Source organism: Methyloversatilis sp., from assembly GCF_030698125.1.
Taxonomy (GTDB): domain Bacteria; phylum Pseudomonadota; class Gammaproteobacteria; order Burkholderiales; family Rhodocyclaceae; genus Methyloversatilis.
The window spans coordinates 324,507-346,302 of sequence record NZ_JAUYNV010000025.1 but is presented as its reverse complement, the minus strand read 5'-3'; the positions used below and the strand labels follow the sequence as shown (position 1 = coordinate 346,302).

Below are 21,796 nucleotides of genomic sequence, written 5' to 3'. Positions count from 1 at the left end.
AATGAAACTGTCTTGCGCACCCCTTGCAGGCGCTGCGGCTGCGTTCGATCCAGGCGGCCTGTTCGACCATGCTGCCGCCGGCATCGCGTGGTTCGACGCCGACGATGTGCTGCGCTATGCCAACCGCTGGTTCGAGTCGAGCTACAACGTTGTTGCGGCGGACCACCCGAGCTGGGAAGACATGATGCGCAACTGCCACGCAACGCGGCAGGGCGTGCTGATCGACACTGACGACATCGACGGTTGGATTTCCGCCGTGCGGTTGCGCCGGCGCAGCCGGCCGACGCGTAGCTTCGAATCCGACCTGACCGACGGGCGCTGGGTATGGGTGGTCGAAACGATCGACGCGGGCGGCGGTGTGCTGACGCTGGCCAGCGACATTTCCGACCTGAAGCGGCGCGAGGTCGTGTTGCAACAGAATTACGACCACGCACTGCATGTGTCGCAGCGCGACTCGCTGACCGGCCTGTACAACCGTCGCTACGCGTTCGAATACCTGCAGGCGGCGGTTGCGGCATCGGTCACCGGGAATACGACGTTGATTCTTGTCATGATCGACATTGATCACTTCAAGGCCTGCAACGACCTGCACGGACACGACGTCGGCGACCAGGTGCTGCGCGACTTCGCCGAGCGCCTGCGCAGCGGCATCCGCGCAAGCGATGTGGCGGCACGCATCGGCGGTGAGGAATTCCTGCTGATCATGCCCGACTTGCAGATTTCGGGTGTCGCCATGCTGCTGAACCGGCTGCAGCTGCCCGAACTCATGCCATCGCGGTTGCCGGCCTACACGTTTTCCGCCGGTGTGACCGCGGTACGCCCCGACGACTGCCCCGAGACGCTGTTCCGCCGCACCGATCGGGCGCTCTACACGGCGAAGAATCGCGGTCGCAACCGTTACGTCATCGTCTGACCTGAACGGCGTGTGCTAGAGCTCGTCGGCCGCACCGGCCCAGCGACAGTCGTCGCCGCTGTGCTTGGCGCGATACATCGCCTGATCGGCGGCTTCCAGCAGGGCGAGCGCATCTTCGCCGTGATCCGGATAGACCGCGATGCCGATGCTGGGCAACACCGTGAGGTGGCGACCGCCCAGCGCGACGGGCTGGCCGAGCGCGCTGCGAATCTTGCGGGCGACCACCAGGGCGTCTTCCGGCTGCGGAATGCCGGGCAGCAGCACGACGAATTCGTCGCCGCCAACGCGCGCCACCGTGTCGGCATCGCGCACGCAGTGCTTGAGCCGCTGCGCAATTTCCTGCAGCAGACGGTCGCCGGTCGAGTGGCCCAGCGTGTCATTCACTTCCTTGAACCGGTCGAGATCCAGATAGAGCAGGCCGATGTGTGTGTGCTCGCGGCGCGCGGCCGACAGCGCGGTTTCGAGCCGGTCGCGCAGCAGCGCGCGGTTGGGCAGGCCGGTCAGTTCGTCGAACCGGGCCATGCGCTTGAGTTGTGCCAGCAGCTGCATGCGTTCGATGGCGGTGGCAACCTGGGTCGATACAAAGTGCAGCAGTGCCAGGTCGCGATCGGTATAGCAGGCCTCGCCCGGCATGCTTTTGAGCACCAGCGCACCGGTCGTGCGATGCTCGGTCTTCAGCGGCACGGCCAGCCAGCAGCAGGCCTCGGGTGCGGCGCCGGTGCGCAGCAGCGACTGCCCGGTACGCACCACTTCGCTGCACAGCGCATGGGGCGGCGCCGCGCGATGTTCGTCGAGACTGTAGGGAAAGCTGAGCACGCCGTCGCCGTCGACGGTGGCCACAAAGAAGTTGTTGGCCGGCACCAGACTGTCGATGATCAGCCGGATATGGGCGCACAGCGCCGGCAGGTCGCTTGCTGCGTGCGCCGCTTCGGACAGCGCGTACAGCGCGGCCTGTGTGGCTTCGGCACGCTTGCGCTCCGTGATGTCGCGCGCAACCGCAATGCGCAGCCGGTCGGAGTCGGACCAGCGGGCCGACCACAGGATATGCACGCGCCGGCCATCCTTGCGCACATAGCTGTTCTCGAAATTCAGCTTGTGCTCGCCCGCCATGATGTCGGCCGCCGCCTGCAGCGTGCGGGCACGGTCTTCCGGCGCCACCAGATCGATCATCGCGCGGCCGATCATTTCGTCCGGCGTATAGCCGAAGATGCGTTCGCAGGCCGCGCTGACGAACACGAAACGGCCGTGTTCATCGACCACGCATATGGCGTCGGGCAGCAGGTCGAGGAAGGCCCGTTTCGCAAGTATCGGCGGTAATGGCATGGCCCGGAAAATACTACGCGAGCGCGGCCTGGCGGGTGAATTTTGATTGCGCGCCTCGTGCGCAGTCAGGCGGTCAACGGACGATCAACGCGCCGGCACGATGCGCAGGCTGTCCATCAGCCGCTCTGCCGCAGACCTGCCGCGGTCGAAATAGCGACCGCGCGGCGCGTCGAAAAGCATCAGGTAAAGCCGGTCGCCGACGACGGCACCACGGCTTGCCCCCGCGCGCTCCACCTCTTCGCTGCGCGCCGTGTAGAGATACTCGAAGCGAAAGCCCGGGCTGCCCGATACCGTGTCGGGCGCCAGGGACTGCAACTGGAACTGGCCACCATTGCCGGCCAGCATGGTTTCCACGAGACCGACCGTGTCTTCCGGCGACATAGTGCTGCGGAACAGCGGCGGCTTTCCATTGCGCGGCGCCAGGTCGTCCAGGGCCACACCGTCGGCCACACCGCTGAAGAACGCCAGCCGATCGATCGGCAGACCGTGCTGGGTCCACATTTCCCGGTGTCTGGAACCGTACGGCGTGTGGTGGTTCCAGTCGCCGCCGGCCTGCACTTCCATGCTGCCGCGCACCATAACAGGGGCCGATTCGACCCGCTTGAACTGGCCGCCGCAGCCGGTCAGCAGAAGGGTGAGGCAAAGCAGGCAGATCAGTTTCATGGTGCAGGGGTCTCGATATAGCTGCGGATCATCGGCGCATCAGGCGCGCCGGGTCGAAGTTCAAGATAGTCGCGGAAGGCCTTGCGCGCGCCGTCGGCGTCGTTGCGGCTACGCAGGATCTGGCCACGCAAGCGCACGGCTTCTTCCGGCCGGTCGGGATGAGCTTCAGCCTCGCCGAGCGCGGCAAGTGCCTGATCGAGATCGTCGTCGCGAGCGCGCGAGCGCAGTGCTTCGGCCCGCGCATACAGCAGTTGTCCGTCACGTCCGTGGTGGGTCATCAGGCGGTCGAACAGGCGCAACGAACTGTCCGGTACGCGTCGGCGCAGTTCGTCCTGCAGCATCTGCAGGCGCAGCGGCGCGATGTGCGCGCGGTAGCGTTCGGCGTGTGTCTCGCCGGGATTCCGGTCACCGGCCAGTGTCGTGGCAGCCGCCTTCAGCGTGTCGCGACGCTCGTCGGCCGACGGATGGGTGGCGAACAGCAGCGTGCCGCCCCCGTCTTCGCCGGCGTTTTCCTTGATCAGCTGCGCCCAGACCCTGGCGGCTTCGCCGGCGTCGTAACCGGCGCGATGCATCAGTTCCAGCCCGATTGCATCCGCTTCGCGCTCGTGGTCGCGCGAAAAGGAATAGACGCTGGCCAGTACGCCCAGCTGCGCCACCTGACCGATGCTGCCGGCACCCGCCGCCCCCAGCGCAAGCCCCAGGAACTGTGCGAAACCGGCCTTGGCGCGCGCGTCGCGCAGACGCTCCAGGCTGTGCCGCTTCAGATAGTGACCGACCTCGTGCGCCAGCACGGCAGCCAGCTGCGCTTCATTGGCGGCACGCAGCAGCAGGCCGCTCCACACCTGCATCATGCCGTTGGGCGCCATGCTGGCGTTGAAGTAGGGCGTGCGCACCAGATAGACCCGCATGTCGGGGCAGTGATCGCCAGCCAGCCGGCAGGCGATGTCGGATACATAGCGCTGCAGCGCGTCGTCGCCGAGCAGGAAGCGCGAACGGCGCAGGCGCTCTTCCTCGCGGTCCATCATCGCCCACAGGCCACCTTCGTCGCTGGCCAGATCCGGCCGCGCAAAGCGTGGTGTGTCGGCCACGCCCGCTGCCATGCGGCCGGGCCAGAGCGTCAGCAGTCCGCCGCCGCAGCAGCCGCAGAGCAGATCACGACGTCGCATGTCAGCGCGGAAACTTCTCGAGCAGGGCGCTGATCGACTCTTCCGCCGGTTCGGCTTCGCGCAGGTCGCCGGTGCCACGCAGCAGACGGTTGAACCACACGATGTCACCGCTGCGCAAATCGACCAGTGAGGCGTAGCCGGTCTGGATGCCGCCCGGCATGGCCAGGCCGATCATGGCGGCCAGCACGATGGCCGCCTTGCGCTCGGCGGTGGCGTAACTGTCGCGGATGTACAGGAAGAGGGCGTAGTCGGCGCCGCTGGCGTCGCGCAGCCGCGCGGTGTCAGCACCGATATGCCATTCGAGGCGCTTTTCCTTGGTCGGCAAGGCATAGGGAGCGACGTAGTGGTGCAGCGCAATCGCCGTGGCGACCGTGCCGTGCAGGTGATTCAGTGCGACTGCGTCGTCGTCCTTCAGGTCGGTTTCGTGCAAGGTGACGCCAAGTGAGGCTTCGCGCCGTCTCACCGAATCGCGCAGAAGCCTGGTTGCCTGATCGGTCCATTGCGCCTGAGGCTCGGCAACGCCTCCGGCGCCGACCGAAAAAAGCTCGACGTCGAGTGGCATGAGCACGATGCGCGCACTGTCCGGCAGACGGCCGAATTCAGGCGCCGTGGCCGCTTGCGACCATGCCGGGCGGGCGCCCAGGCAAAGCAGCAACACGGCAAGCGAAAAAAAAAGGGTCAGAACGGGGCGAATTGAAAAACGCGATATCGCGACATGCCAACAGCGAGGACCGGGGCACCGATTCTATGCGAAAAAAATGTGGGAACGCGCAGACGTGCGGTCAGATTGCGCTGCTGCCGCCGGGCACGACTCGACAGCCCATGATGCGCCTTCGCCTTTTCGGCCTGGTCGAACTACAGCTCGACGCGTTCCTGCACGTCGGGCAGTTGCAGGATGTCGGTGATCGTGTGATTGCGGCAGTACTGGATCAGATCCATCATCGGCGCGTAGTTGCTGATGCGGATATCACGGAAGCGGCCCAGCCCGGCGCGGGCGTCCATCAGGTCGTTCAGCCGCACCCAGCCTTTCGGGTCGAGAATCTCGTTGCGCGAAAACTTGATGACGACCATCCAGAATTGACCCACTTGCGGGGTTAAGGAAACACTGATTTAATCCTGCCCCCGTAGAATGCCCAAGTCATCCCGAGTCTTGCAACCATCCCGATGAAACGACAGACCAGCTTCGCCGATCTTGAGTACTCGGCGCGTCGCAAGCCGACGCGCAAGGAGAAGTTTCTGACCGACCTGGACCGACTGGTGCCGTGGTCGGCACTGATTGGGCTGATCGAGCCGCACTACTACCGTGGCGAGCGTGGTCGTCCGCCGGTCGGGCTGGAAACGATGCTGCGCATGTACCTGTGCCAGAACTGCTTGGGGCTGTCGGATGAGGGCATCGAAGACGCCATCGTTGACAGCATTGCGGTACGCCGGTTTGTGGGGGTGGATCTGATCGAGCGCCAGCCGCCGGACGCGACGACGCTGCTGAAATTTCGTCGGCTGCTGGAATGTCACGACATGCCGGCGCGCATCTTTGCGCTGATCCGCGAGCAACTGGGCCAGCAGGGGTTGATCCTGCGCGAAGGCACCATTGTCGATGCCACGCTGATCGCCGCCCCGCCGTCGACGAAGAACAAGGAACGCGAGCGCGACGCGGACATGCACCAGACGAAGAAGGGCAACCAGTGGTACTTCGGCATGAAAGCGCACATCGGTGTGGATGCGCAGACCGGCTTGGTGCATTCGATGGTCACCACGGCGGCGAATGAATCGGACGTGAGCCAGACGCACCAGCTACTGCACGGTGAGGAGAAGCATGTGCATGCGGATGCCGGTTACCAGGGCGCGAACAAGCGCGAGGCGCTCAAGGACTGCAAAGCCGAATTTGTCGTTGCGCGCAGGCGCTCGACCTACAAGAAGCTCGATGAAGCTGACCCGGTGCGCAAGCTGATCGAGCAAGCGGAGCACGCCAAGGCGAGCATCCGCTCGAAGGTCGAGCACGTGTTCCATGTGGTGAAGAACCTGTTCCGTCACCGCAAGTGCCGCTACAAGGGGCTGGCGAAGAACACGGCGCAGTTGCAGGTGCTGTTCGCGATGGCGAATCTGGTGCTGTCGCAGCGAACGCTGTGCGCACCGTACAGGACAGTTGCGTCCTGAGGACGCGAAAACGGAGGCAATGACCTTCGAAAAGACTCGGATCAGTGATTCAGGGGTGAAAAACAGGCGAAATTCGGTGTCATGAAGACGCGAATTTCCGGAACACGACTTTCGGGACAGAAAATACCGGACGGGTGCCTTTGATCAGCGGTTCCTTAAATTGCATCGAAATCTGACCCACCCTTGATTGACTACCCTGCTGAAGTTTTAGGCAGGGAGATCGAGGCGTGCTGGATGGTCGTCAACAGGCGCCGGGCTGCGCCCGCCCTTGACCCGGCCCGCCGCGCGATTGCTCGACGGCACATGGCCGCTGCGTATGCAAGGGGCTGCGCCAATCGCCTGATTTCGCATACGCGATGGATTCCCCGGCGCTTGCCACGTACGGACACTTGCCGTACATTTCGATCAAGGAGACGACCATGGCCAATCAAAACACCCTCGACACCACCCGCGACGCCCGGCTCGAAGCCCGCGTGTCCGCGGCTCAGAAGAATCTGCTCCAGCAGGCGGCGGCACTCTCCGGCCGCACGCTGAGCGAGTTTGTCGTCGCCAGCGCACAGGATGCAGCGCGCCGGGTGCTTGCCGAGCACGAGTCGATCCGCCTGTCGCGCGAAGAGCAACTGGCCTTCGTGCAAGCTCTGCTCAACCCGCCGGAGCCGAACGCGCGCCTCAAGCGCGCAGCCAAGGCTTATCGCCAACGCACCGGCGCATAGCCGGTGGCATTGACCAACATCACGGTCGAGCCTCTGGGCCGACGGCACGACCGAACGGTCTTTCATTGCGGCGCGGAAGCGCTCGACCGCTATCTCAAGCAACAGGCTCGGCAAGACGCGGACAAACGCGTAGCCGCGCCGTTCGTCGCAGTGAGTCCGCCGAACGCACGTGTCCTCGGCTACTACACGCTGTCGGCCTCGGTGCTGACCCTCGCCGACCTGCCTGACGACTTGGCCCGCAAGCTGCCGCGCTATCCGCAGCTTCCCGTTACCTTGCTGGGCCGGCTGGCCGTCGATCAGTCCACCAAGGGCCAGGGGCTTGGGGAACACCTGCTCCTCGATGCCTTGCACCGCAGCCTGGCCCATGCCGATCAAATCGCAGCAATGGCAGTGGTGGTCGATGCCAAGGACGAAGCTGCAGCAGCATTCTATCGGCACTACGGCTTTCTCACCTTGCAGGTCCAACCCAGCCGGTTGTTCGTGCCCATGGGCACGGTCGTCCAATTGCTCGGCGGGTGATACGCACATGGCGCCCGCACCCACTGAACGAACCGGCAATTTCGGCTTCCTCGCCGAACACGCGCCGCTTCTGGCCGATCTCGGAGCAACAGCCGAGAGGCTGTTTCCCTTCGACCCAGCCAGCTGCGTGCTCAAGCTGCGCCTACTGGCGGAGTCGCTGACGCAAGAAGTCGCTTCCCGAATCGGTCTGCGCCTCCAACAGCCAACCCAGGCCGAACTGCTGCGCGCCGTAGACCAGCGCTTGGGCCTGGACGCCCAGGTGCGCCAGATGTTCCATCTGCTGCGAGTTCGCGGCAATGAAGCAGCGCATCAGGCGGCCACGGCATCGGGTACCGCGAAGGAATCGAAGCGCTAAAGGTCGCCCGTGAAGTCGCCCTGTGGTTCCACCGCAGTTTCGGATCGGAGCCGGACTTCAAGTCGGGCCCGTTCATCCTGCCCGACGATCCCAGCCAGAAACTGGTCGAGCTGCAGCAGCAAGTGGCCGCCCTGGCGAAAGATCTCCAACAAGCCCAAACGGAGCAGGCCGCCAAGGAACAACTGGTCACGCTGCTCGCAGCACAGGCCGAGCAAGAGCGAGACCTGGCGACACGCGCGAGCGAAGAGCGCAGCATCTACGAAAGTTTGGCTGATGAGGCCAGCACCCGGTACGCCGCACTGAAAGCGGAGTTCGACGCGAAGCTGCAGGCCGCTGCAGCCCAGCCCGCAGCAGCAACTGCACAAGACATTCAGCGCTTCTCGCAGCGCGCCTTCCGGGCGGCGCAGCAGGTCACGATGGACGAAGCAGCCACCCGCCTGCTGATCGACCAGATGCTCCGAGACGCAGGGTGGGAGGCCGACACCCACGCCCTCACCCACGCTAAGGGCGCGCGGCCGGATCGCCAGCGCAACCTGGCCATTGCCGAGTGGCCAACGCAAGGTAAGCAGAGTGCCGACTACGTGCTCTTTGCCGGCCTGTCGCCACTGGCCGCTGTGGAAGCAAAGCGCCTGAACATCAACGTCGCCGGCAAGATCGGCCAGGCAGAGCGTTACGCCCGCAGCTTTGGCCTCAACGCTGAGCATGAGCCGGCCTGGCTGGCCGAAGGCCGAGGAATGCCTTGGTCCGACGGCTAGGGCGGCAGTTTCAAGCTGCCGTTTGCTTATTCGTGCAACGGCCGGCCGCTGATCAAGCAAAGCCCTGAGGCCAGTGGCACGTGGTTCCGCGATGTGCGCCAAGCCTCCAATCTGGCCAAGCCGCTGCAGGGTTTCCACTCGCCTGACGGCTTGCTGGACCACTTGCGTCGCAGCAGGGCCGATGCCGAGGCGCGGTTGCAGCAGGAGGGATTTGCCTATCTCGGGCTGCGCGACTACCAGCAGAAGGCCATTGCAGCCGTCGAATCGGCACTGGCAGCCGGGCAGACGAGTTGCCTGCTGGCAATGGCCACCGGCACGGGCAAGACCCGCACCATCATCGGGCTGATCTACCGATTGCTCAAGGCCGAGCGATTCCGCCGCATCCTGTTCTTGGTGGACCGCACAGCCCTGGGCGACCAGGCTCTGGACGTCTTCAATGAAGCACCGCTAGAGCAAAGCCAACCGCTGTCCAAGATCTACAACATTGCCGAACTCGGCGACATGGCAGCCGAGGCCGAAACCCGCGTTCAGGTGGCAACAGTGCAGGCCATGGTCAAACGCATCTTCGCCAGCGATGGCCCGCCCGCTGTCGATGCCTTCGACTGCGTGATCGTGGACGAAGCACACCGTGGCTACACGCTGGACCAGGACATGACCGAGGGCGAGCTCGCCCTGCGCGACCAGGCCCAATACCTGTCCACCTACCGCCGCGTGCTGGACTACTTCGATGCCGTCAAGGTAGGCCTGACGGCCACGCCAGCGCGACACACCACAGAAATCTTCGGCCGCCCTGTCTACACCTATTCGTACCGCGAGGCCGTGGCTGACGACTGGCTCATCGACCATGAACCGCCCATCCGCTACCAGACCCTGCTCAGCCGCCACGGCATTCATTTCGACAGCGGCCAGCAGGTGGAAGCCATCAACTTGAGCACCGGCGAGATCGAATCGGCCGAACTCGAAGACGAGTTGCACTTCGAACTGGAGAGCTTCAACAAGCGCGTCATTAGCGAAGACTTCAACCGCGTCATCTGCGAACAGTTGGCTCAAGAGCTGGACCCGATGGGCGAAGAGAAGACGATGATCTTCTGCGCCACCGACGCCCATGCCGACATGGTGAAACGCCTGCTGGGCGATGCCTTCAAGGCCGTGCACGGCGAACACTACAACCAGTCTGCGGTGGAGAAGATCACCGGCGCTTCCGACAAGGTGGACCAGCTCATCCGCCGCTACAAGAATGAGCGCTACCCCAGCATCGCCATCACGGTGGACCTGCTCACCACTGGCATCGACGTGCCGCCCATCTGCCACCTAGTATTCATGCGCCGCGTGAAGTCGCGCATCCTGTACGAGCAGATGATCGGCCGCGCCACGCGCCGCTGCGATGAGATCGGCAAAACCGTCTTCAAGATCTACGACCCGGTGGACCTTTACGCCACGCTGCAGGCCGTCAACACCATGCAGCCGCTGGTGAAGGACCCCAAGGTCACGCTGGAGCAACTGCTCGACGAGCTGAACAACCCGGCCGCGCTTGAGGCGCCCGGCAGCACGCCCGACCGCAGCCACGCGCACGACGTGCTGGACCAGCTGAACCAGAAGCTCATGCGGGTGCTGCGCGACGCCGCCCACAAGGCCGAGAAGCGCCCGGCCTTGCGGCAGCGCCTTGACGAGCTGGAACAGCAATGGGGCGTGGCGCCCCAGAATCTGCACCGCTACCTGCACGATCTGGGCCGAGAAGGCGGCCCACAGGCCGCCGCTGACTATCTGCGCCACAACACCCGGCTTCTGCTGCAGTTGGCCGAAGTACAGCAGTTGCTCGGCACGGCGTACATGCCCGTCATCTCGCAACACGCCGACGAATTGCGTGAACGCACACAGAGCTGGGGCCAATACACCAAGCCCCAGGACTACCTGGACAGTTTCAGCCACTTTGTGCGCGCACAGCTCAACCAGTCAGCCGCCATCGCCACCGTGGTGAACCGCCCGCGCGACCTCACGCGCGAGCAGCTCAAAGAAGTTCGCCTGTTGCTCGATGGTGCTGGCTACTCCGAGGCCAATCTCAAGGCCGCCTGGCGCAAGCAGAGCAACCAGGACATTGCCGCTGGCGTCATCGCCTACATCCGCCAAGCCGCATTGGGCGAGGCGCTGCTGCCATTCGATCAGCGCGTGGCCCGCGCCACGCAGAAGCTATTCGCCCACCAGGCCTGGACACCGCTGCAGCGCAAGTGGCTGGATCGCCTGGCCAGACAACTCACCCACGAAATCGTCATCGACCATGGCTTCGTCAACACCGCGTTTGCCAACGACGGCGGTGCCAAGCAGTTGGACAAGCTGCTGGGTGGCCAGCTCGAACAAGTGATGAACACCCTGGCCGACGGCCTGTGGCCCCAAGCCGCCGCCTGACCATCAGCCCCAAACTCCACCATCGGGCACGACACAAGAACACCAACCCATGACTACCCAAGACATCGTCCAGAAACTCTGGAACCTGTGCGACGTGCTTCGCGACGACGGCATCAACTACAGCGACTACGTCACCGAACTGGTGCTGCTGCTCTTCATCAAGATGGAGCACGAGAACACCGAAAGCGGCTTGCTGCAGAACCACAAGCTGCCGTCTTATGCACGCTGGCCTGAGCTGCGAGACAAGAGCGGCCTGAATCTGCTGCGCCACTACCGTGAAACGTTGCTGAAGCTTTCCACCAGCGAAGACAAGCTGATTGCCGCCATCTACGCCGACGCACAGACCAGCCTGAAAGAGCCGCGACACCTTGAGCAACTGGTCAAGAGCCTGGACGGCATCGACTGGTTCAGCGCACGGCAGGACGGCCTGGGCGACCTGTACGAAGGCTTGCTGGAGAAGAACGCCAGCGAAACCAAGAGCGGCGCCGGCCAATACTTCACGCCACGCCCGCTGATCGACGCCATCGTCAAGGTGATCCGGCCCCAGCCCGGTGAAACCGTGCAAGACCCTGCCGCAGGAACTGCCGGCTTCCTGATCGCAGCCGACCGCTACATCAAGGACCACACAAACGATCTGTACGACCTTCCCGAGCGGCAGATCAAGTTCCAGCGCAACCAGGCCTTCCTGGGCATGGAGCTGGTGCCCGGGACGCGACGCTTGGCGCTGATGAACTGCCTGTTGCACGGCATGGAAGGGGACGATGAAGGCGTGGTGCACGTGGGCAACACGCTGGGCAGTGCCGGCAGCGCGCTGCCCAAGAGCCACATCATCCTGAGCAACCCGCCTTTCGGCACCGCCAAGGGTGGCGGGGGCCCCACGCGCGACGACCTCACCTTTGCCACCGGCAACAAGCAGTTGGCCTTCCTGCAGCACATCGTGCGCCACCTGCGCGACGGTGGGCGGGCCGCCGTGGTGCTGCCCGACAACGTGCTGTTCGAAGCCGGCGTCGGCGCCGACATCCGCCGCGCCCTGATGAACAAGTGTCGGTTGCACACCCTGCTGCGCCTGCCCACCGGCATCTTCTACGCCCAGGGGGTGAAGACCAATGTGCTGTTCTTCCAGAAGGTGAGCGAGGCCGCGACGGGCAGCACGCAGGAAGTGTGGGTTTACCTGGCGCAAATCCGGTCGGGCGTCGACGACAACGAGCAATGGCGCGGTCCGTACGACCATTTGCTGGCGAAAGACGACTACCCGCTTTTTGGTGTCCATCCGGGCAACCTGCTGCCGATCTGCCATACGTGCAACTCCAAGTCCAAGTTGGCGAAGGACTTGCTGCACAAGAACGGCCTGCGCCGACTCAGCTTCTCGCCATGGACTGAGTCCGCCTTGCCGGCGGAGATTCAGGTCACGATCGACGACACCGACGTTTTCCCGCGGGTTGTAGTCGAACTTCAAGGCGGCACTGCGGATCGGCAGGAGAAGCTGGACACCTGGAACGAGGTCTACAAGATCAAGGAACGGGTCGAAGGCGAATTCCTTGCACTTCGCGAGAAGGTCGGCGAAGACGTGATCGCAGACAGCGAAGCAGGTTTCATGACCGGTCTCGAACAGCGGGCGCTGGCCAAGGCTGCCGCTTTCAGGGTGAGTCCCTTCAACTTCTGGCGCGCGCGGGTCTATCGCGCAGTGCGGGCCATGGACCATGCAAGCCGAGAAGCACTCCGACTGGCGATTCAGCAATCCGCGCCGTCAGCGCAGGCCTTAGAGCAGCTGTTCTTCAACTGAGCCCCGATCTGGCTGGGCGCCTGCGCAACTCTTTGCAACGGAGAGGCAACTTCCTGGGTCAACAGCTGCTGTTCAAGTGAGGGGGGATGAACGGGGCCACGGCCCAGAGCGGGCAACTGGAGGGCCGCATGAATGCTTGCTCAACAGCCGATTTCGAAGTGATGATCGAACACGAGGTAGGCGCCGGCGACATAGGGCAGGTTGGTCGTGATGTCGCGATTGGTGATGTCGATCTTGCCGTCCTGCATGTCCTTCGGGTGCACGAACTTGATTTCGTCGATCAGGTCCAGCTCGTTCAGCAGCACCGCGCAGACCAGTCCGTCGAAGTCGCTGCGGGTGACGAGGCGGAATTTCTGAGTGCTCATGGGGAAGTCTCCGGCTCGGGCAGGATGAGTTTGCGATACCGTGCGTCTACGGCGCCCTGCGGCCGGTCTTGAACGCGGCCACCCGGGCTCGCGCGATATAATCCACGCCAGTTCCGGCGACATCGGGTTGCCGGACGGCGCGCTGCGGCGTGCCAGACCGGCAGTCGGGGTGTCCATGTCGCAAGTCCTTTCCGCTGTGCCGGCGTCGCCAGACGCGGCGCCGCCGTCCAGCACCTTCCTGAAGTTCCGCAAGCGGCTCGAACGCGCGACCGGACAGGCGATCGCTGATTATTCGATGATCGAGGACGGCGACGTGATCATGGTGTGCATGTCCGGCGGCAAGGATTCGTACACGATGCTGGAACTGCTGCGCGGCCTGCAGCAGCGCGCGCCAGTGCGCTTCCGCCTGATCGCGTTCAATCTTGACCAGAAGCAGCCGGGCTTTCCGGACCACATCCTGCCGGCCTATTTCGAATCGATCGGCGTCGAGTACCGGATCGAAAACGAAGACACCTACAGCATCGTCAAGGACAAGATTCCGGAGGGCAAGACCACCTGCGGCCTGTGCTCACGACTGCGCCGCGGCATCATCTACCGCGTGGCAGGCGAGATGGGCGCGACGAAGATCGCGCTCGGCCACCACCGCGACGACCTGCTGGAGACGTTGTTCCTGAACATGTTCTTCGGCGGCAAGATCAAGGCTATGCCGCCCAAGCTGGTCAGCGACGACGGCCGCCACATCGTGATCCGGCCGCTGGCCTACTGTACCGAGCGCGACATCGAGCGCTTCGCCCGCGCCATGGCCTACCCGATCATTCCGTGCAATCTGTGCGGCTCGCAGGAAAACGCGCAGCGCAGGCAGGTGAAGGCCATGCTGCAGGAGTGGGCGCGCCTCTACCCCGGACGCATCGAATCGATGGCGACCGCGATGCGCAATGTCGTGCCGTCGCATCTGGCCGATTCGAAATTGTTCGATTTTGCCGGCCTGCAGCCGGGCAGCCACGTGGGCGAGGGCGACACGGCCTTCGATCCGGTCGAACTGCCTGCGCGCAGCTGGGTGGACGACGAAGCGGTGGGCGGCATTCCGGTCCGGCTGGATATCGCGGCGAGCGGCAGCTGTGCTTGAGCGCTGGCTGCGTCGCAGCCGGCAGGATACGGACGACGCCGAACTGCGCATCCTGTTCTGCTGCATGGGCAATATCTGTCGCTCGCCGACCGCAGAGGGTGTCGTGCGGGCGAGGCTCGACATCGCCGGGCTTGCAGAACGGGTGCAACTTGCCTCGGCCGGCACGCATGCACACCATATCGGCAGTCGCACCGACCCGCGTGCGCAGGCGGCCGCTGCAGCGCGCGGGATCGACCTCTCGCGCATCCGTGCCCGGCGTATCACCGACGAGGATTTCGTCCGCTACGACCGCATCTACGCGATGGACCGCGACAATCTGCGCAATCTGCAGCGTAGCTGCCCGGACGACTTGCGGCACAAGCTCGCACTATTCCTGCAGCATGCCGAATCCTTCGACGAGGACGAAGTGCCGGACCCTTACTACGGCGGTCCGGCCGGCTTCGAACGCGTGCTCGACCTGATCGAGGACGCTGCCGACGGATTGATCCGTGATCTGGCACAGCAGCTGAAATGAAAACGGGCGGCCGAAGCCGCCCGTATCGCTGTGCTTGAAGTTTTACTTGTCCAGCAGCGCCTTCAGGTTCGTCAGACCGTCGGTGTAGACCTTCTTGATCGTGCTGGTCGCCGTTTCATCGTCCTTGCCAGCCGCCGGGTAGTCGCCCTGATCGACGCGGAAAAACACCGAACGCCATTCCACTTCACTGCCGCCATCGGCAGCCGGCTTCACCGTCAGCCAGGCCTTGTACTTGGTGACCGGCAGCGCACCGCCGTCCTGGGCGGTGTAGATCATGCTGCGCTCTTCATCGGATAGCTTTTCCAGCTTTTCGATCACTTCGCCGCCGCCCTTCACCTTCAGCGTGCGTACAGACCCCACGTCGCTACCGGCGGTGGCAGTGCTGCTTTCGATTGCAGGATGCCAGGCCTGCACCTGGTTGAAGTCCTTCACCTTGGCCCAAACCACGTCCGGGCTGGCCTTCAGCGTGATGGTTTCGTTGGCCTTGAGTCGCGACGGACCGTGGGCGAACACCAGCGCGCTGGCGAGCAGGGCTGTCAGTGCAGCAAAGAAACGCATGTAAATCTCTCCTCTGTGAATGTTGTCAAGGTGATGAGTGTCGGTGAAAACAGGGGTGCCTGACCCGGGGAAAATACCCGCGAAAACTGCGCCAGCGCCATGAAAAGGGCCCGGTTTCCACCGGGCCCCGTTCATCGCGGACGACTTGGTGCGAGCGCTTACTCGCCGCGCGTTTCCACCTGTTGCATCGGCTCGCTGGCGATCACCGGAGCCTGACGACGGCGACGCCCCAGCAGAACCGGTTCGGGCTCGATCGCCGCCTGACCTGCATTGCTGCCAGGCTGTGTTTCGACCATGACGAGGCCGCTTGCATCAAGCGAACTCTGCAGGTCAGCCGGCGCAGCCTGGATCGGTGGCGAACCGATGCTTTCCATGGCACGCACCAGCGTCGATTCGGCGCTATCGGTCACCGGCGGTGCGGAACGCACAACCGGCACGTCGACAACGACCGGGATGTCGATGACCGGTGCAGCCTGAACGGGCTCGGGGCTGATCTGCTCCACTGCATCCGCTTCGGCAACAGACATCACGGCCGGGGCCGGGACTTCGACCTGTTCCGGTGCTTCGACATGCTCCGGTGCTTGGATATGCTCCGGTGCTTCGACATGCGCTGGCGTTTCTTCAACCACCGCAGCCACCGGTTCGGCGCGGGCAACGATGTCGACCGGCGTGACCTGTTCGGCAGCCGGCACAAACACCGGTGCTTCCTTGAGCGGCTCGGCGGCCGCCAGCGCCAGCGGCGCCTGGGCATCCGTCAGGTCGACCGGTGCTTCGTTGGCAGCAGCCGTCACCCCTTCGATATCCCCCTCGACCGCTGCGACATCACCGATGGCACCGCCTTCGGCACCTTCGGGACGGCGTTCGCCACGTTCGCGACGACCACCACGGCGGCGGCGGCTGCGCGGTGCTGCACCGTCTGCGCCCTCGGTGGGGACACCATTTTCCGGCTGCGTCGAATCCGCACCCAGCGGCAGATCGACCTGCTGCTGCTCGCGCGCATCGTTGGCAGCCCGTTCGCGGGGCGCGCGCGGCTCACGCGGTTCGCGCGGCGGCTTCGGCTCGCGCGGGGCACGTTCGGCCTGGACGACGTTGCTGTCCTGATCCTGCGTGCGCGGCTCGCGCGGTTTGCGCTGACCTTCAGCACGGCTGCCTTCCGGACGGCTCTCACTGCGCCCTTCACTGCGTCCCTCACTACGCCCGTCCGTGCGATTCGACTGCTCGCGACCTTCGCGCGGCTCGCGGCCTTCGCGACCTTCGCGACCTTCGCGGCCCTCGCGACGGCCGCGGCTGCGACCACCGGAATCACCGGAGCGCGGACTGCGTTCACGATTACCGGCCGGTTTCGGCTCGGCGACCGGCGGTGCAACCGGCGCAGGCGCCGGATCGGAACCGCGGAACCAGGACGCGATCATGCCGAACAGACCGCGTGGTCCCGGGGCCGGTGCCGCAACGGGCGCGACGGCGACGGGTGCGGCCGGCGCGGGATCAGCCATCATCGGCGCGGGCTGGTCCGGCGTGAGGTGCTTGATCGCGGCTTCCATGCGCTTCGGACGTTCATCGGCCGGAATGGTCGACGGCGGCTGGTAGCTTTCGGCCAGAGGATTCACGGCCATCTGGTAGGACGGCGCGACGATGCCTTCGAGATTCAGCTGGTCGTGGCGCAGGCGGATGATTTCGTGCGCCGGCGTTTCGAGGTGCTTGTTCGGGATCAACACGATGTTGACCTTGTGCCGCAGCTCGATGGCGTTGATGTCGGCGCGCTTCTCGTTCAGCAGGAAGGTGGCGACATCGACCGGAACCTGGGTATGCACGGCGCCGGTGTTTTCCTTCATCGCCTCTTCTTCGAGGATGCGCAGGATGTGCAGGGCGGCCGATTCGGTGGACCGGATGTGGCCGGTGCCGCTGCAGCGCGGGCACGGGATGTAGCTGGTCTCGGCCAGCGCCGGACGCAGCCGCTGACGCGACAGTTCGAGCAGACCGAAGCGGCTGATCTTGCCCATCTGCACGCGGGCGCGGTCGTGATGCAGCGCGTCACGCAGACGGGTTTCCACCTCGCGCTGGGCGCGCGGGTTTTCCATGTCGATGAAGTCGATGACGATCAGGCCGCCCAGATCGCGCAGGCGCAGCTGGCGGGCGATTTCGTCGGCCGCTTCGCAGTTGGTGCGCAGCGCGGTCTCTTCGATGTCGCTGCCCTTGGTCGATCGACCGGAGTTCACGTCCACCGCCACCAGTGCTTCGGTGTGGTCGATCACGATGGCACCGCCCGACGGCAGGGTGACCTGGCGCGAGTAGGCGGATTCAATCTGGTGCTCGATCTGGAAGCGCGAGAACAGCGGCACGTCGTCGCGGTAGCGCTTCACGCGCGCCACGTTGCCGGGCATCACGTGTTCCATGAAGGTGTAGGCTTGGTCATACACCTCGTCGGTGTCGATCAGGATTTCGCCGATGTCGGGCTGAAAGTAGTCGCGGATCGCTCGGATCACCAGACTGCCTTCCTGGTAGATAAGGAAAGCGCCGGTCTGCGACTGCGCCGCACCTTCGATCGCGGTCCACAACTGCAGCAGGTAATTCAGGTCCCACTGCAGCTCTTCGGCGTTGCGGCCGATGCCGGCAGTGCGTGCAATCAGGCTCATGCCGGCGGGCACTTCGAGCTGGTCCATCGTTTCACGCAGCTCGGCGCGATCGTCGCCCTCGACCCGGCGCGACACGCCGCCGCCACGCGGATTGTTCGGCATCAGCACCAGGTAGCGGCCGGCCAGCGAAATGAAGGTGGTCAGCGCGGCGCCCTTGCTGCCGCGTTCATCCTTGTCGATCTGGACGATCAGTTCCTGGCCGACGTGCAGCGCGTCCTGGATGCGGGCACGGCCGGGCTCCAGATCAGCCTTGAAAAAGACCTTGGAGACTTCCTTGAACGGCAGGAAGCCGTGGCGGTCGGCACCGTAGTCGACGAAGCAGGCTTCGAGACTGGGTTCGATCCGGGTGATGACCGCCTTGTATATATTGCTTTTTCGCTGTTCCTTGCTGGATGACTCGATGTCGAGGTCTACAAGTTTCTGTCCATCAACAATCGCAACGCGCAGTTCTTCTGCCTGCGTTGCGTTGAAGAGCATTCGTTTCATCAACTTCTCCCGCGCGCACCGCACACGGGCAGGACAAACCGCTCGTCAAATGAATAACGTCTATCGTTTCGGCGGCAATCGGGTTCTATCTCGATGAGGACGGGACGGGGACGTGGAGGGGTTTGCCAACTCTCAATGCAGCCGCGGTCTCGCAGCTGCCTGGGGGATTCTGCCTGTACGGTACTCGCGCTACTCAGTACACTCGCTACTTGGGGTGAGCGGGATTAACCCGTGATCCGGTTTTCGTCCGTCCAAGAAAGACCGCATGAAGCACTTCACCGAACACTTTGATACCGGCGTCCACCACTTCGGGCTGGATGTGCTCCGGACTGCCCCTATCTCGCAAACAGACCGAAAACGCAGCGCAGTATATTTGAAATGAAGGAGTTGGGTAAAGCTCCGAAAGTAGTGCGGCATGTCGTGGACATCGAGGAAGCCGGCCAGCGCATCGACAATTTCCTGATCCGTATCTGCAAGGGCGTGCCGAAAAGCCACGTCTATCGGGTGCTGCGTTCGGGTGAAGTGCGGGTCAACAGCAAGCGGGTCGATCAGACCTACCGGCTGGCGGAAAGCGACGAAGTGCGCATTCCGCCGATGCGGCTGGCCGAGCCGGGTGCGCCCGCGCCGGTGCCATCGCGCGATTTCGACATCCTTTATGAAGACGAGGCCTTTCTCGCGCTGAACAAGCCGGCAGGCATGGCGGTGCATGGTGGCAGCGGCGTCAGCTTCGGCGTCATCGAAAGCCTGCGACGTGCCCGCCCCGACGCGCGGCTGCTCGAACTGGCGCACCGGCTGGACCGCGAAACTTCCGGCATCCTGCTGATTGCCAAGAAGCGGTCGGCGCTCACTTCGCTGCACGATGCCTTCCGCGATGGCGGCATGGAAAAGCACTATTTCGCGCTGGTCAGCGGACGCTGGATGAATCCCCAGCAGCACATCAAGCTGGCGCTGACCAAATACCTGACCGAGTCCGGCGAGCGCCGGGTGTCGGTGGACAGTGAAGGCAAGGCGGCGCACTCCATTGTCCGGCTCGAAGTACGCTGGCCGGGCTACAGCCTGCTCGACGTCCGGATCAAGACCGGCCGGACGCACCAGATACGTGTGCATCTGTCGGCCAGTGGTTTTCCCATCGTCGGCGACGAAAAATATGGAGATTTCGCGCTCAACAAGGTCTTGCGCAAGGAAGGCCTGCCGCGCATGTTCCTGCACGCCCACAGTCTGGCCCTGAAACATCCGCTGACCGGAGAGCCGGTTGAACTGGCGGCGCCGCTGCCGGCCGACCTGACTGGCTTCGTGCGCCGCATCGATCAGCAGCAGAAGCGCGAATTCGAACGGAAAGACGCCGACCTGCCTCTCCAGAACGAAAACCCCGACTGACATCCTCATGCCCGCACAGTTTGACCTCATTGTTTTCGATTGGGACGGTACGCTGCTCGATTCGGCCGCTGCCATCGTCCATGCCATACAGCGCGCCTGCGAAGATCTCGGGCTGGGCACGCCGGACGACCGCATCGCTCGTTCGGTGATCGGCCTTGGCCTGGTCGACGCACTCGCCCGCGTGGTGCCCGGGTTACCGTCGTCACGCCATCAGGAACTTGCGGGCCGCTATCGCTACCACTATCTGGCACGCGACCACGAACTGGCGCTGTTCGATGGCGTGCCCGCATTGCTGGACGGCCTGAGTGCGCGCGGACACACCCTGGCCGTCGCCACCGGCAAGAGCCGGGCGGGGCTGGACCGCGCGCTCAGCCATACCGGACTGGGCAGCCGGTTTGCCGCAACGCGCTGCGCCGACGAGTCGGTATCGAAGCCGGCACCGGACATGGTGCTTGAACTGATGGACGAACTGTCGTTCGATCCGGCGCGCACACTGGTCATCGGCGACACGACGCACGACTTGCTGATGGCGCGGCACGCCGGATGTGAGTCGGTCGCGGTGACGTACGGCGCACATCCCCTGCACGAACTGCTGGCGGCCCGTCCGAAGGCACATTGCGCGAGTGTCGATGAACTGACGGCGTGGCTGGCATGTCACGCATAGCGGTGTGCGAATCGGCCGAACTGGTCGATGGCGGGCCCGGCGTCCGCTTCGAGGTCGAACAGCGCGGCAAGGCAGTGGCCGCATTCGCGGTCAGATTTCGCGGGCAGGTGCGTGGCTACATCAATCGCTGCGCCCACGTGCCGATAGAGCTTGACTGGAATCACGGCGAGTTCTTTGACGACACAAAGTTATACTTGATGTGTTCCACTCATGGCGCGATCTATGCTCCTGAATCCGGGCACTGCGTCGGCGGACCCTGCCGCGGCAGCCGTCTTGAACCGGTAGCGCTGGAAGAATCCGGCGGAATGGTATGGCGACCCGCGTAAATGTTTGTTTTATTGGTTAAAAATGTCCGAACCGGAAAAGCAGCGCGACCCCAGTGCAGAACCCGTCTGGGAACGAAAACTGATCGAGCGCCTGGCGCTTGAATCGGTGGTCGAGCAGCGGCGCAAGCGTCGCTGGGGAATTTTCTTCAAGCTGGTCGGCTTCGCCTACCTGGGTGTGCTGCTTTTCGCCGTGGTCGACTGGAGTACCCTTTTCAGCCAGGCGGAACACCGCAAACACACCGCGCTGGTCGAACTGAGCGGGGTCATTGCGCCCGGGGCCGAAGCCAGCGCCGAGAGCGTGATGGCATCGCTACAGTCGGCATTCGAGGACAAGAACACGCAGGGCGTCATCCTGCGCATCAACAGCCCGGGCGGCAGCCCGGTGCAGAGCGGCATCATCAACGACGAAATGAATCGCCTGCGGGCCATGTACCCGAATGTGCCGCTGTACGCGGTGGTCGAGGACATCTGTGCCTCCGGTGGCTACTACGTTGCGGTCGCCGCAGACCGTATCTATGTGGACAAGGCGAGCATCGTCGGCTCGATCGGCGTGTTGATGGAAGGTTTCGGTTTTACCGGTCTGATGGACAAGATCGGCGTCGAGCGTCGCCTGCTCACCGCAGGCGAAAACAAGGGCTTCCTCGACCCGTTTTCGCCGCAGGACGAAGGCCATCGCGTGCACGCCCGGGAACTGCTTGGCGACGTGCATCAGCAGTTCATCGACGTCGTGCGCAAGGGGCGCGGCGATCGGTTGAAGGAATCGCCGGACATGTTCTCCGGCCTGATGTGGAGCGGTACCCGCAGCATAGAACTCGGGCTCGCCGATGATCTCGGCAGCGTCGAATTTGTCGCGCGCGAGGTCGTCAAGGCGGCAGACATCGTCGATTTCACCCAGCGGCAGAATCTGGCGGAACGTTTCGCCAAGCAGTTTGGTGCCGATGTCGGGGAAAGTGTTGCGGGCGCCTTTTCGCGCATCGGTCTGCGCTGAAGTTTGCGGCGA

The 21,796-nt window shown here is 64.0% G+C and carries 22 protein-coding genes; 14 read left to right on the top strand and 8 right to left on the bottom strand.

What is annotated here, in order from left to right; genetic code table 11:
* Position 1: 1 nt before the first annotated feature.
* Entirely contained in the window at positions 2-913 is a 912-nt protein-coding gene (locus Q8Q80_RS11360) for a sensor domain-containing diguanylate cyclase (protein ID WP_305633011.1), read from the top strand.
* 15 nt (positions 914-928) lie between these two features.
* Here the strand turns inward: Q8Q80_RS11360 and Q8Q80_RS11355 are convergent, their stop codons facing one another.
* The 5 genes from Q8Q80_RS11355 to Q8Q80_RS11335 all read right to left on the bottom strand — a co-directional run bounded on the left by Q8Q80_RS11355 (position 929) and on the right by Q8Q80_RS11335 (position 5,136).
* Positions 929-2,236, bottom strand: a complete 1,308-nt coding sequence (locus tag Q8Q80_RS11355; protein WP_305633010.1) for a GGDEF domain-containing protein — start codon at positions 2,234-2,236, stop codon at positions 929-931.
* 84 nt (positions 2,237-2,320) lie between these two features.
* A complete protein-coding gene (locus tag Q8Q80_RS11350; protein WP_305633009.1) occupies positions 2,321-2,899 on the bottom strand; it encodes a hypothetical protein in 579 nt (192 codons plus the stop codon).
* Entirely contained in the window at positions 2,896-4,065 is a 1,170-nt protein-coding gene (locus Q8Q80_RS11345; protein WP_305633008.1) for a M48 family metallopeptidase, read from the bottom strand. The genes Q8Q80_RS11350 and Q8Q80_RS11345 overlap by 4 nt, the downstream gene beginning before the upstream one ends.
* 1 nt (position 4,066) lies before the next feature.
* Positions 4,067-4,723 carry a hypothetical protein gene (locus Q8Q80_RS11340; RefSeq protein WP_305633007.1) on the bottom strand — a complete coding sequence of 219 codons (657 nt, stop codon included), beginning with the start codon at positions 4,721-4,723 and terminating at the stop codon, positions 4,067-4,069.
* Positions 4,724-4,920: 197 nt separating this feature from the next.
* The gene (locus Q8Q80_RS11335) at positions 4,921-5,136 is read right to left on the bottom strand and encodes a hypothetical protein (RefSeq protein ID WP_305633006.1); all 216 of its coding nucleotides are present in this window, start codon (positions 5,134-5,136) and stop codon (positions 4,921-4,923) included.
* A gap of 93 nt (positions 5,137-5,229) precedes the next feature.
* Here Q8Q80_RS11335 and Q8Q80_RS11330 point away from each other — a divergent pair, with 93 nt between their 5' ends.
* The 7 genes from Q8Q80_RS11330 (at position 5,230) to Q8Q80_RS11300 (ending at position 12,747) form a co-directional block, all read left to right on the top strand.
* Positions 5,230-6,219 carry an IS5 family transposase gene (locus Q8Q80_RS11330; protein WP_305633005.1) on the top strand — a complete coding sequence of 330 codons (990 nt, stop codon included), beginning with the start codon at positions 5,230-5,232 and terminating at the stop codon, positions 6,217-6,219.
* A gap of 419 nt (positions 6,220-6,638) precedes the next feature.
* Positions 6,639-6,932 (top strand): DUF1778 domain-containing protein, encoded by a 294-nt coding sequence (locus Q8Q80_RS11325; RefSeq protein WP_305633004.1) that lies wholly within the window; start codon positions 6,639-6,641, stop codon positions 6,930-6,932.
* A 3-nt stretch (positions 6,933-6,935) separates the two neighbouring features.
* On the top strand, positions 6,936-7,451 hold the full coding sequence (locus tag Q8Q80_RS11320; RefSeq protein ID WP_305633003.1) for a GNAT family N-acetyltransferase: 516 nt from the start codon (positions 6,936-6,938) through the stop codon (positions 7,449-7,451).
* A gap of 7 nt (positions 7,452-7,458) precedes the next feature.
* Positions 7,459-7,806: a DUF4145 domain-containing protein gene (locus Q8Q80_RS11315; RefSeq protein ID WP_305633002.1), complete on the top strand. Its 348-nt coding sequence runs from the start codon at positions 7,459-7,461 to the stop codon at positions 7,804-7,806.
* Between the two features lie 122 nt (positions 7,807-7,928).
* A complete protein-coding gene (locus tag Q8Q80_RS11310; protein WP_305633001.1) occupies positions 7,929-8,561 on the top strand; it encodes a hypothetical protein in 633 nt (210 codons plus the stop codon).
* A 15-nt stretch (positions 8,562-8,576) separates the two neighbouring features.
* Complete coding sequence (gene hsdR, locus Q8Q80_RS11305) at positions 8,577-10,964, top strand: type I restriction-modification system endonuclease (RefSeq protein WP_305633050.1); 2,388 nt, start codon at positions 8,577-8,579, stop codon at positions 10,962-10,964.
* A 49-nt stretch (positions 10,965-11,013) separates the two neighbouring features.
* Positions 11,014-12,747: an N-6 DNA methylase gene (locus tag Q8Q80_RS11300; protein WP_305633000.1), complete on the top strand. Its 1,734-nt coding sequence runs from the start codon at positions 11,014-11,016 to the stop codon at positions 12,745-12,747.
* Positions 12,748-12,887: 140 nt separating this feature from the next.
* Here the strand turns inward: Q8Q80_RS11300 and Q8Q80_RS11295 are convergent, their stop codons facing one another.
* Positions 12,888-13,112 carry a hypothetical protein gene (locus tag Q8Q80_RS11295; protein WP_305632999.1) on the bottom strand — a complete coding sequence of 75 codons (225 nt, stop codon included), beginning with the start codon at positions 13,110-13,112 and terminating at the stop codon, positions 12,888-12,890.
* A gap of 175 nt (positions 13,113-13,287) precedes the next feature.
* Here Q8Q80_RS11295 and ttcA point away from each other — a divergent pair, with 175 nt between their 5' ends.
* Positions 13,288-14,238 (top strand): tRNA 2-thiocytidine(32) synthetase TtcA, encoded by a 951-nt coding sequence (gene ttcA, locus Q8Q80_RS11290; RefSeq protein ID WP_305632998.1) that lies wholly within the window; start codon positions 13,288-13,290, stop codon positions 14,236-14,238.
* Positions 14,231-14,752, top strand: a complete 522-nt coding sequence (locus Q8Q80_RS11285) for a low molecular weight protein-tyrosine-phosphatase (protein ID WP_305632997.1) — start codon at positions 14,231-14,233, stop codon at positions 14,750-14,752. The genes ttcA and Q8Q80_RS11285 overlap by 8 nt, the downstream gene beginning before the upstream one ends.
* Positions 14,753-14,794: 42 nt before the next feature.
* On the opposite strand, the gene Q8Q80_RS11280 is transcribed toward Q8Q80_RS11285, so the two are convergent.
* Both Q8Q80_RS11280 and Q8Q80_RS11275 read right to left on the bottom strand, forming a co-directional pair.
* The gene (locus Q8Q80_RS11280; RefSeq protein ID WP_305632996.1) at positions 14,795-15,310 is read right to left on the bottom strand and encodes an SRPBCC family protein; all 516 of its coding nucleotides are present in this window, start codon (positions 15,308-15,310) and stop codon (positions 14,795-14,797) included.
* Positions 15,311-15,468: 158 nt separating this feature from the next.
* Complete coding sequence (locus Q8Q80_RS11275) at positions 15,469-18,429, bottom strand: Rne/Rng family ribonuclease (protein ID WP_305632995.1); 2,961 nt, start codon at positions 18,427-18,429, stop codon at positions 15,469-15,471.
* Between the two features lie 378 nt (positions 18,430-18,807).
* Between Q8Q80_RS11275 and Q8Q80_RS11270 the strand changes: the two genes are divergently transcribed.
* The 4 genes from Q8Q80_RS11270 to Q8Q80_RS11255 are packed head-to-tail and all read left to right on the top strand — an operon-like array spanning position 18,808 to position 21,784.
* Positions 18,808-19,806 carry an RluA family pseudouridine synthase gene (locus Q8Q80_RS11270; protein WP_305632994.1) on the top strand — a complete coding sequence of 333 codons (999 nt, stop codon included), beginning with the start codon at positions 18,808-18,810 and terminating at the stop codon, positions 19,804-19,806.
* A 7-nt stretch (positions 19,807-19,813) separates the two neighbouring features.
* Positions 19,814-20,470: an HAD family hydrolase gene (locus Q8Q80_RS11265; protein ID WP_305632993.1), complete on the top strand. Its 657-nt coding sequence runs from the start codon at positions 19,814-19,816 to the stop codon at positions 20,468-20,470.
* Positions 20,458-20,796 carry a Rieske 2Fe-2S domain-containing protein gene (locus Q8Q80_RS11260; protein WP_305632992.1) on the top strand — a complete coding sequence of 113 codons (339 nt, stop codon included), beginning with the start codon at positions 20,458-20,460 and terminating at the stop codon, positions 20,794-20,796. The genes Q8Q80_RS11265 and Q8Q80_RS11260 overlap by 13 nt, the downstream gene beginning before the upstream one ends.
* A gap of 22 nt (positions 20,797-20,818) precedes the next feature.
* Positions 20,819-21,784 (top strand): S49 family peptidase, encoded by a 966-nt coding sequence (locus Q8Q80_RS11255; RefSeq protein WP_305632991.1) that lies wholly within the window; start codon positions 20,819-20,821, stop codon positions 21,782-21,784.
* The last annotated feature ends 12 nt before the right edge of the window (positions 21,785-21,796 follow it).

Excerpts from the sequence above, each read along its gene's own strand:
- Q8Q80_RS11360 (WP_305633011.1), top strand. The coding sequence starts at position 2 with ATGAAACTGTCTTGCGCACCCCTTGCAGGCGCTGCGGCTGCGTTCGAT.
- Q8Q80_RS11355 (WP_305633010.1), bottom strand. The coding sequence starts at position 2,236 with ATGCCATTACCGCCGATACTTGCGAAACGGGCCTTCCTCGACCTGCTG.
- Q8Q80_RS11350 (WP_305633009.1), bottom strand. The coding sequence starts at position 2,899 with ATGAAACTGATCTGCCTGCTTTGCCTCACCCTTCTGCTGACCGGCTGC.
- Q8Q80_RS11345 (WP_305633008.1), bottom strand. The coding sequence starts at position 4,065 with ATGCGACGTCGTGATCTGCTCTGCGGCTGCTGCGGCGGCGGACTGCTG.
- Q8Q80_RS11335 (WP_305633006.1), bottom strand. The coding sequence starts at position 5,136 with ATGGTCGTCATCAAGTTTTCGCGCAACGAGATTCTCGACCCGAAAGGC.
- Q8Q80_RS11330 (WP_305633005.1), top strand. The coding sequence starts at position 5,230 with ATGAAACGACAGACCAGCTTCGCCGATCTTGAGTACTCGGCGCGTCGC.
- Q8Q80_RS11325 (WP_305633004.1), top strand. The coding sequence starts at position 6,639 with ATGGCCAATCAAAACACCCTCGACACCACCCGCGACGCCCGGCTCGAA.
- Q8Q80_RS11315 (WP_305633002.1), top strand. The coding sequence starts at position 7,459 with ATGGCGCCCGCACCCACTGAACGAACCGGCAATTTCGGCTTCCTCGCC.
- Q8Q80_RS11300 (WP_305633000.1), top strand. The coding sequence starts at position 11,014 with ATGACTACCCAAGACATCGTCCAGAAACTCTGGAACCTGTGCGACGTG.
- Q8Q80_RS11295 (WP_305632999.1), bottom strand. The coding sequence starts at position 13,112 with ATGAGCACTCAGAAATTCCGCCTCGTCACCCGCAGCGACTTCGACGGA.
- ttcA (WP_305632998.1), top strand. The coding sequence starts at position 13,288 with ATGTCGCAAGTCCTTTCCGCTGTGCCGGCGTCGCCAGACGCGGCGCCG.
- Q8Q80_RS11280 (WP_305632996.1), bottom strand. The coding sequence starts at position 15,310 with ATGCGTTTCTTTGCTGCACTGACAGCCCTGCTCGCCAGCGCGCTGGTG.
- Q8Q80_RS11275 (WP_305632995.1), bottom strand. The coding sequence starts at position 18,429 with ATGAAACGAATGCTCTTCAACGCAACGCAGGCAGAAGAACTGCGCGTT.
- Q8Q80_RS11270 (WP_305632994.1), top strand. The coding sequence starts at position 18,808 with ATGAAGGAGTTGGGTAAAGCTCCGAAAGTAGTGCGGCATGTCGTGGAC.
- Q8Q80_RS11265 (WP_305632993.1), top strand. The coding sequence starts at position 19,814 with ATGCCCGCACAGTTTGACCTCATTGTTTTCGATTGGGACGGTACGCTG.
- Q8Q80_RS11260 (WP_305632992.1), top strand. The coding sequence starts at position 20,458 with ATGTCACGCATAGCGGTGTGCGAATCGGCCGAACTGGTCGATGGCGGG.
- Q8Q80_RS11255 (WP_305632991.1), top strand. The coding sequence starts at position 20,819 with ATGTCCGAACCGGAAAAGCAGCGCGACCCCAGTGCAGAACCCGTCTGG.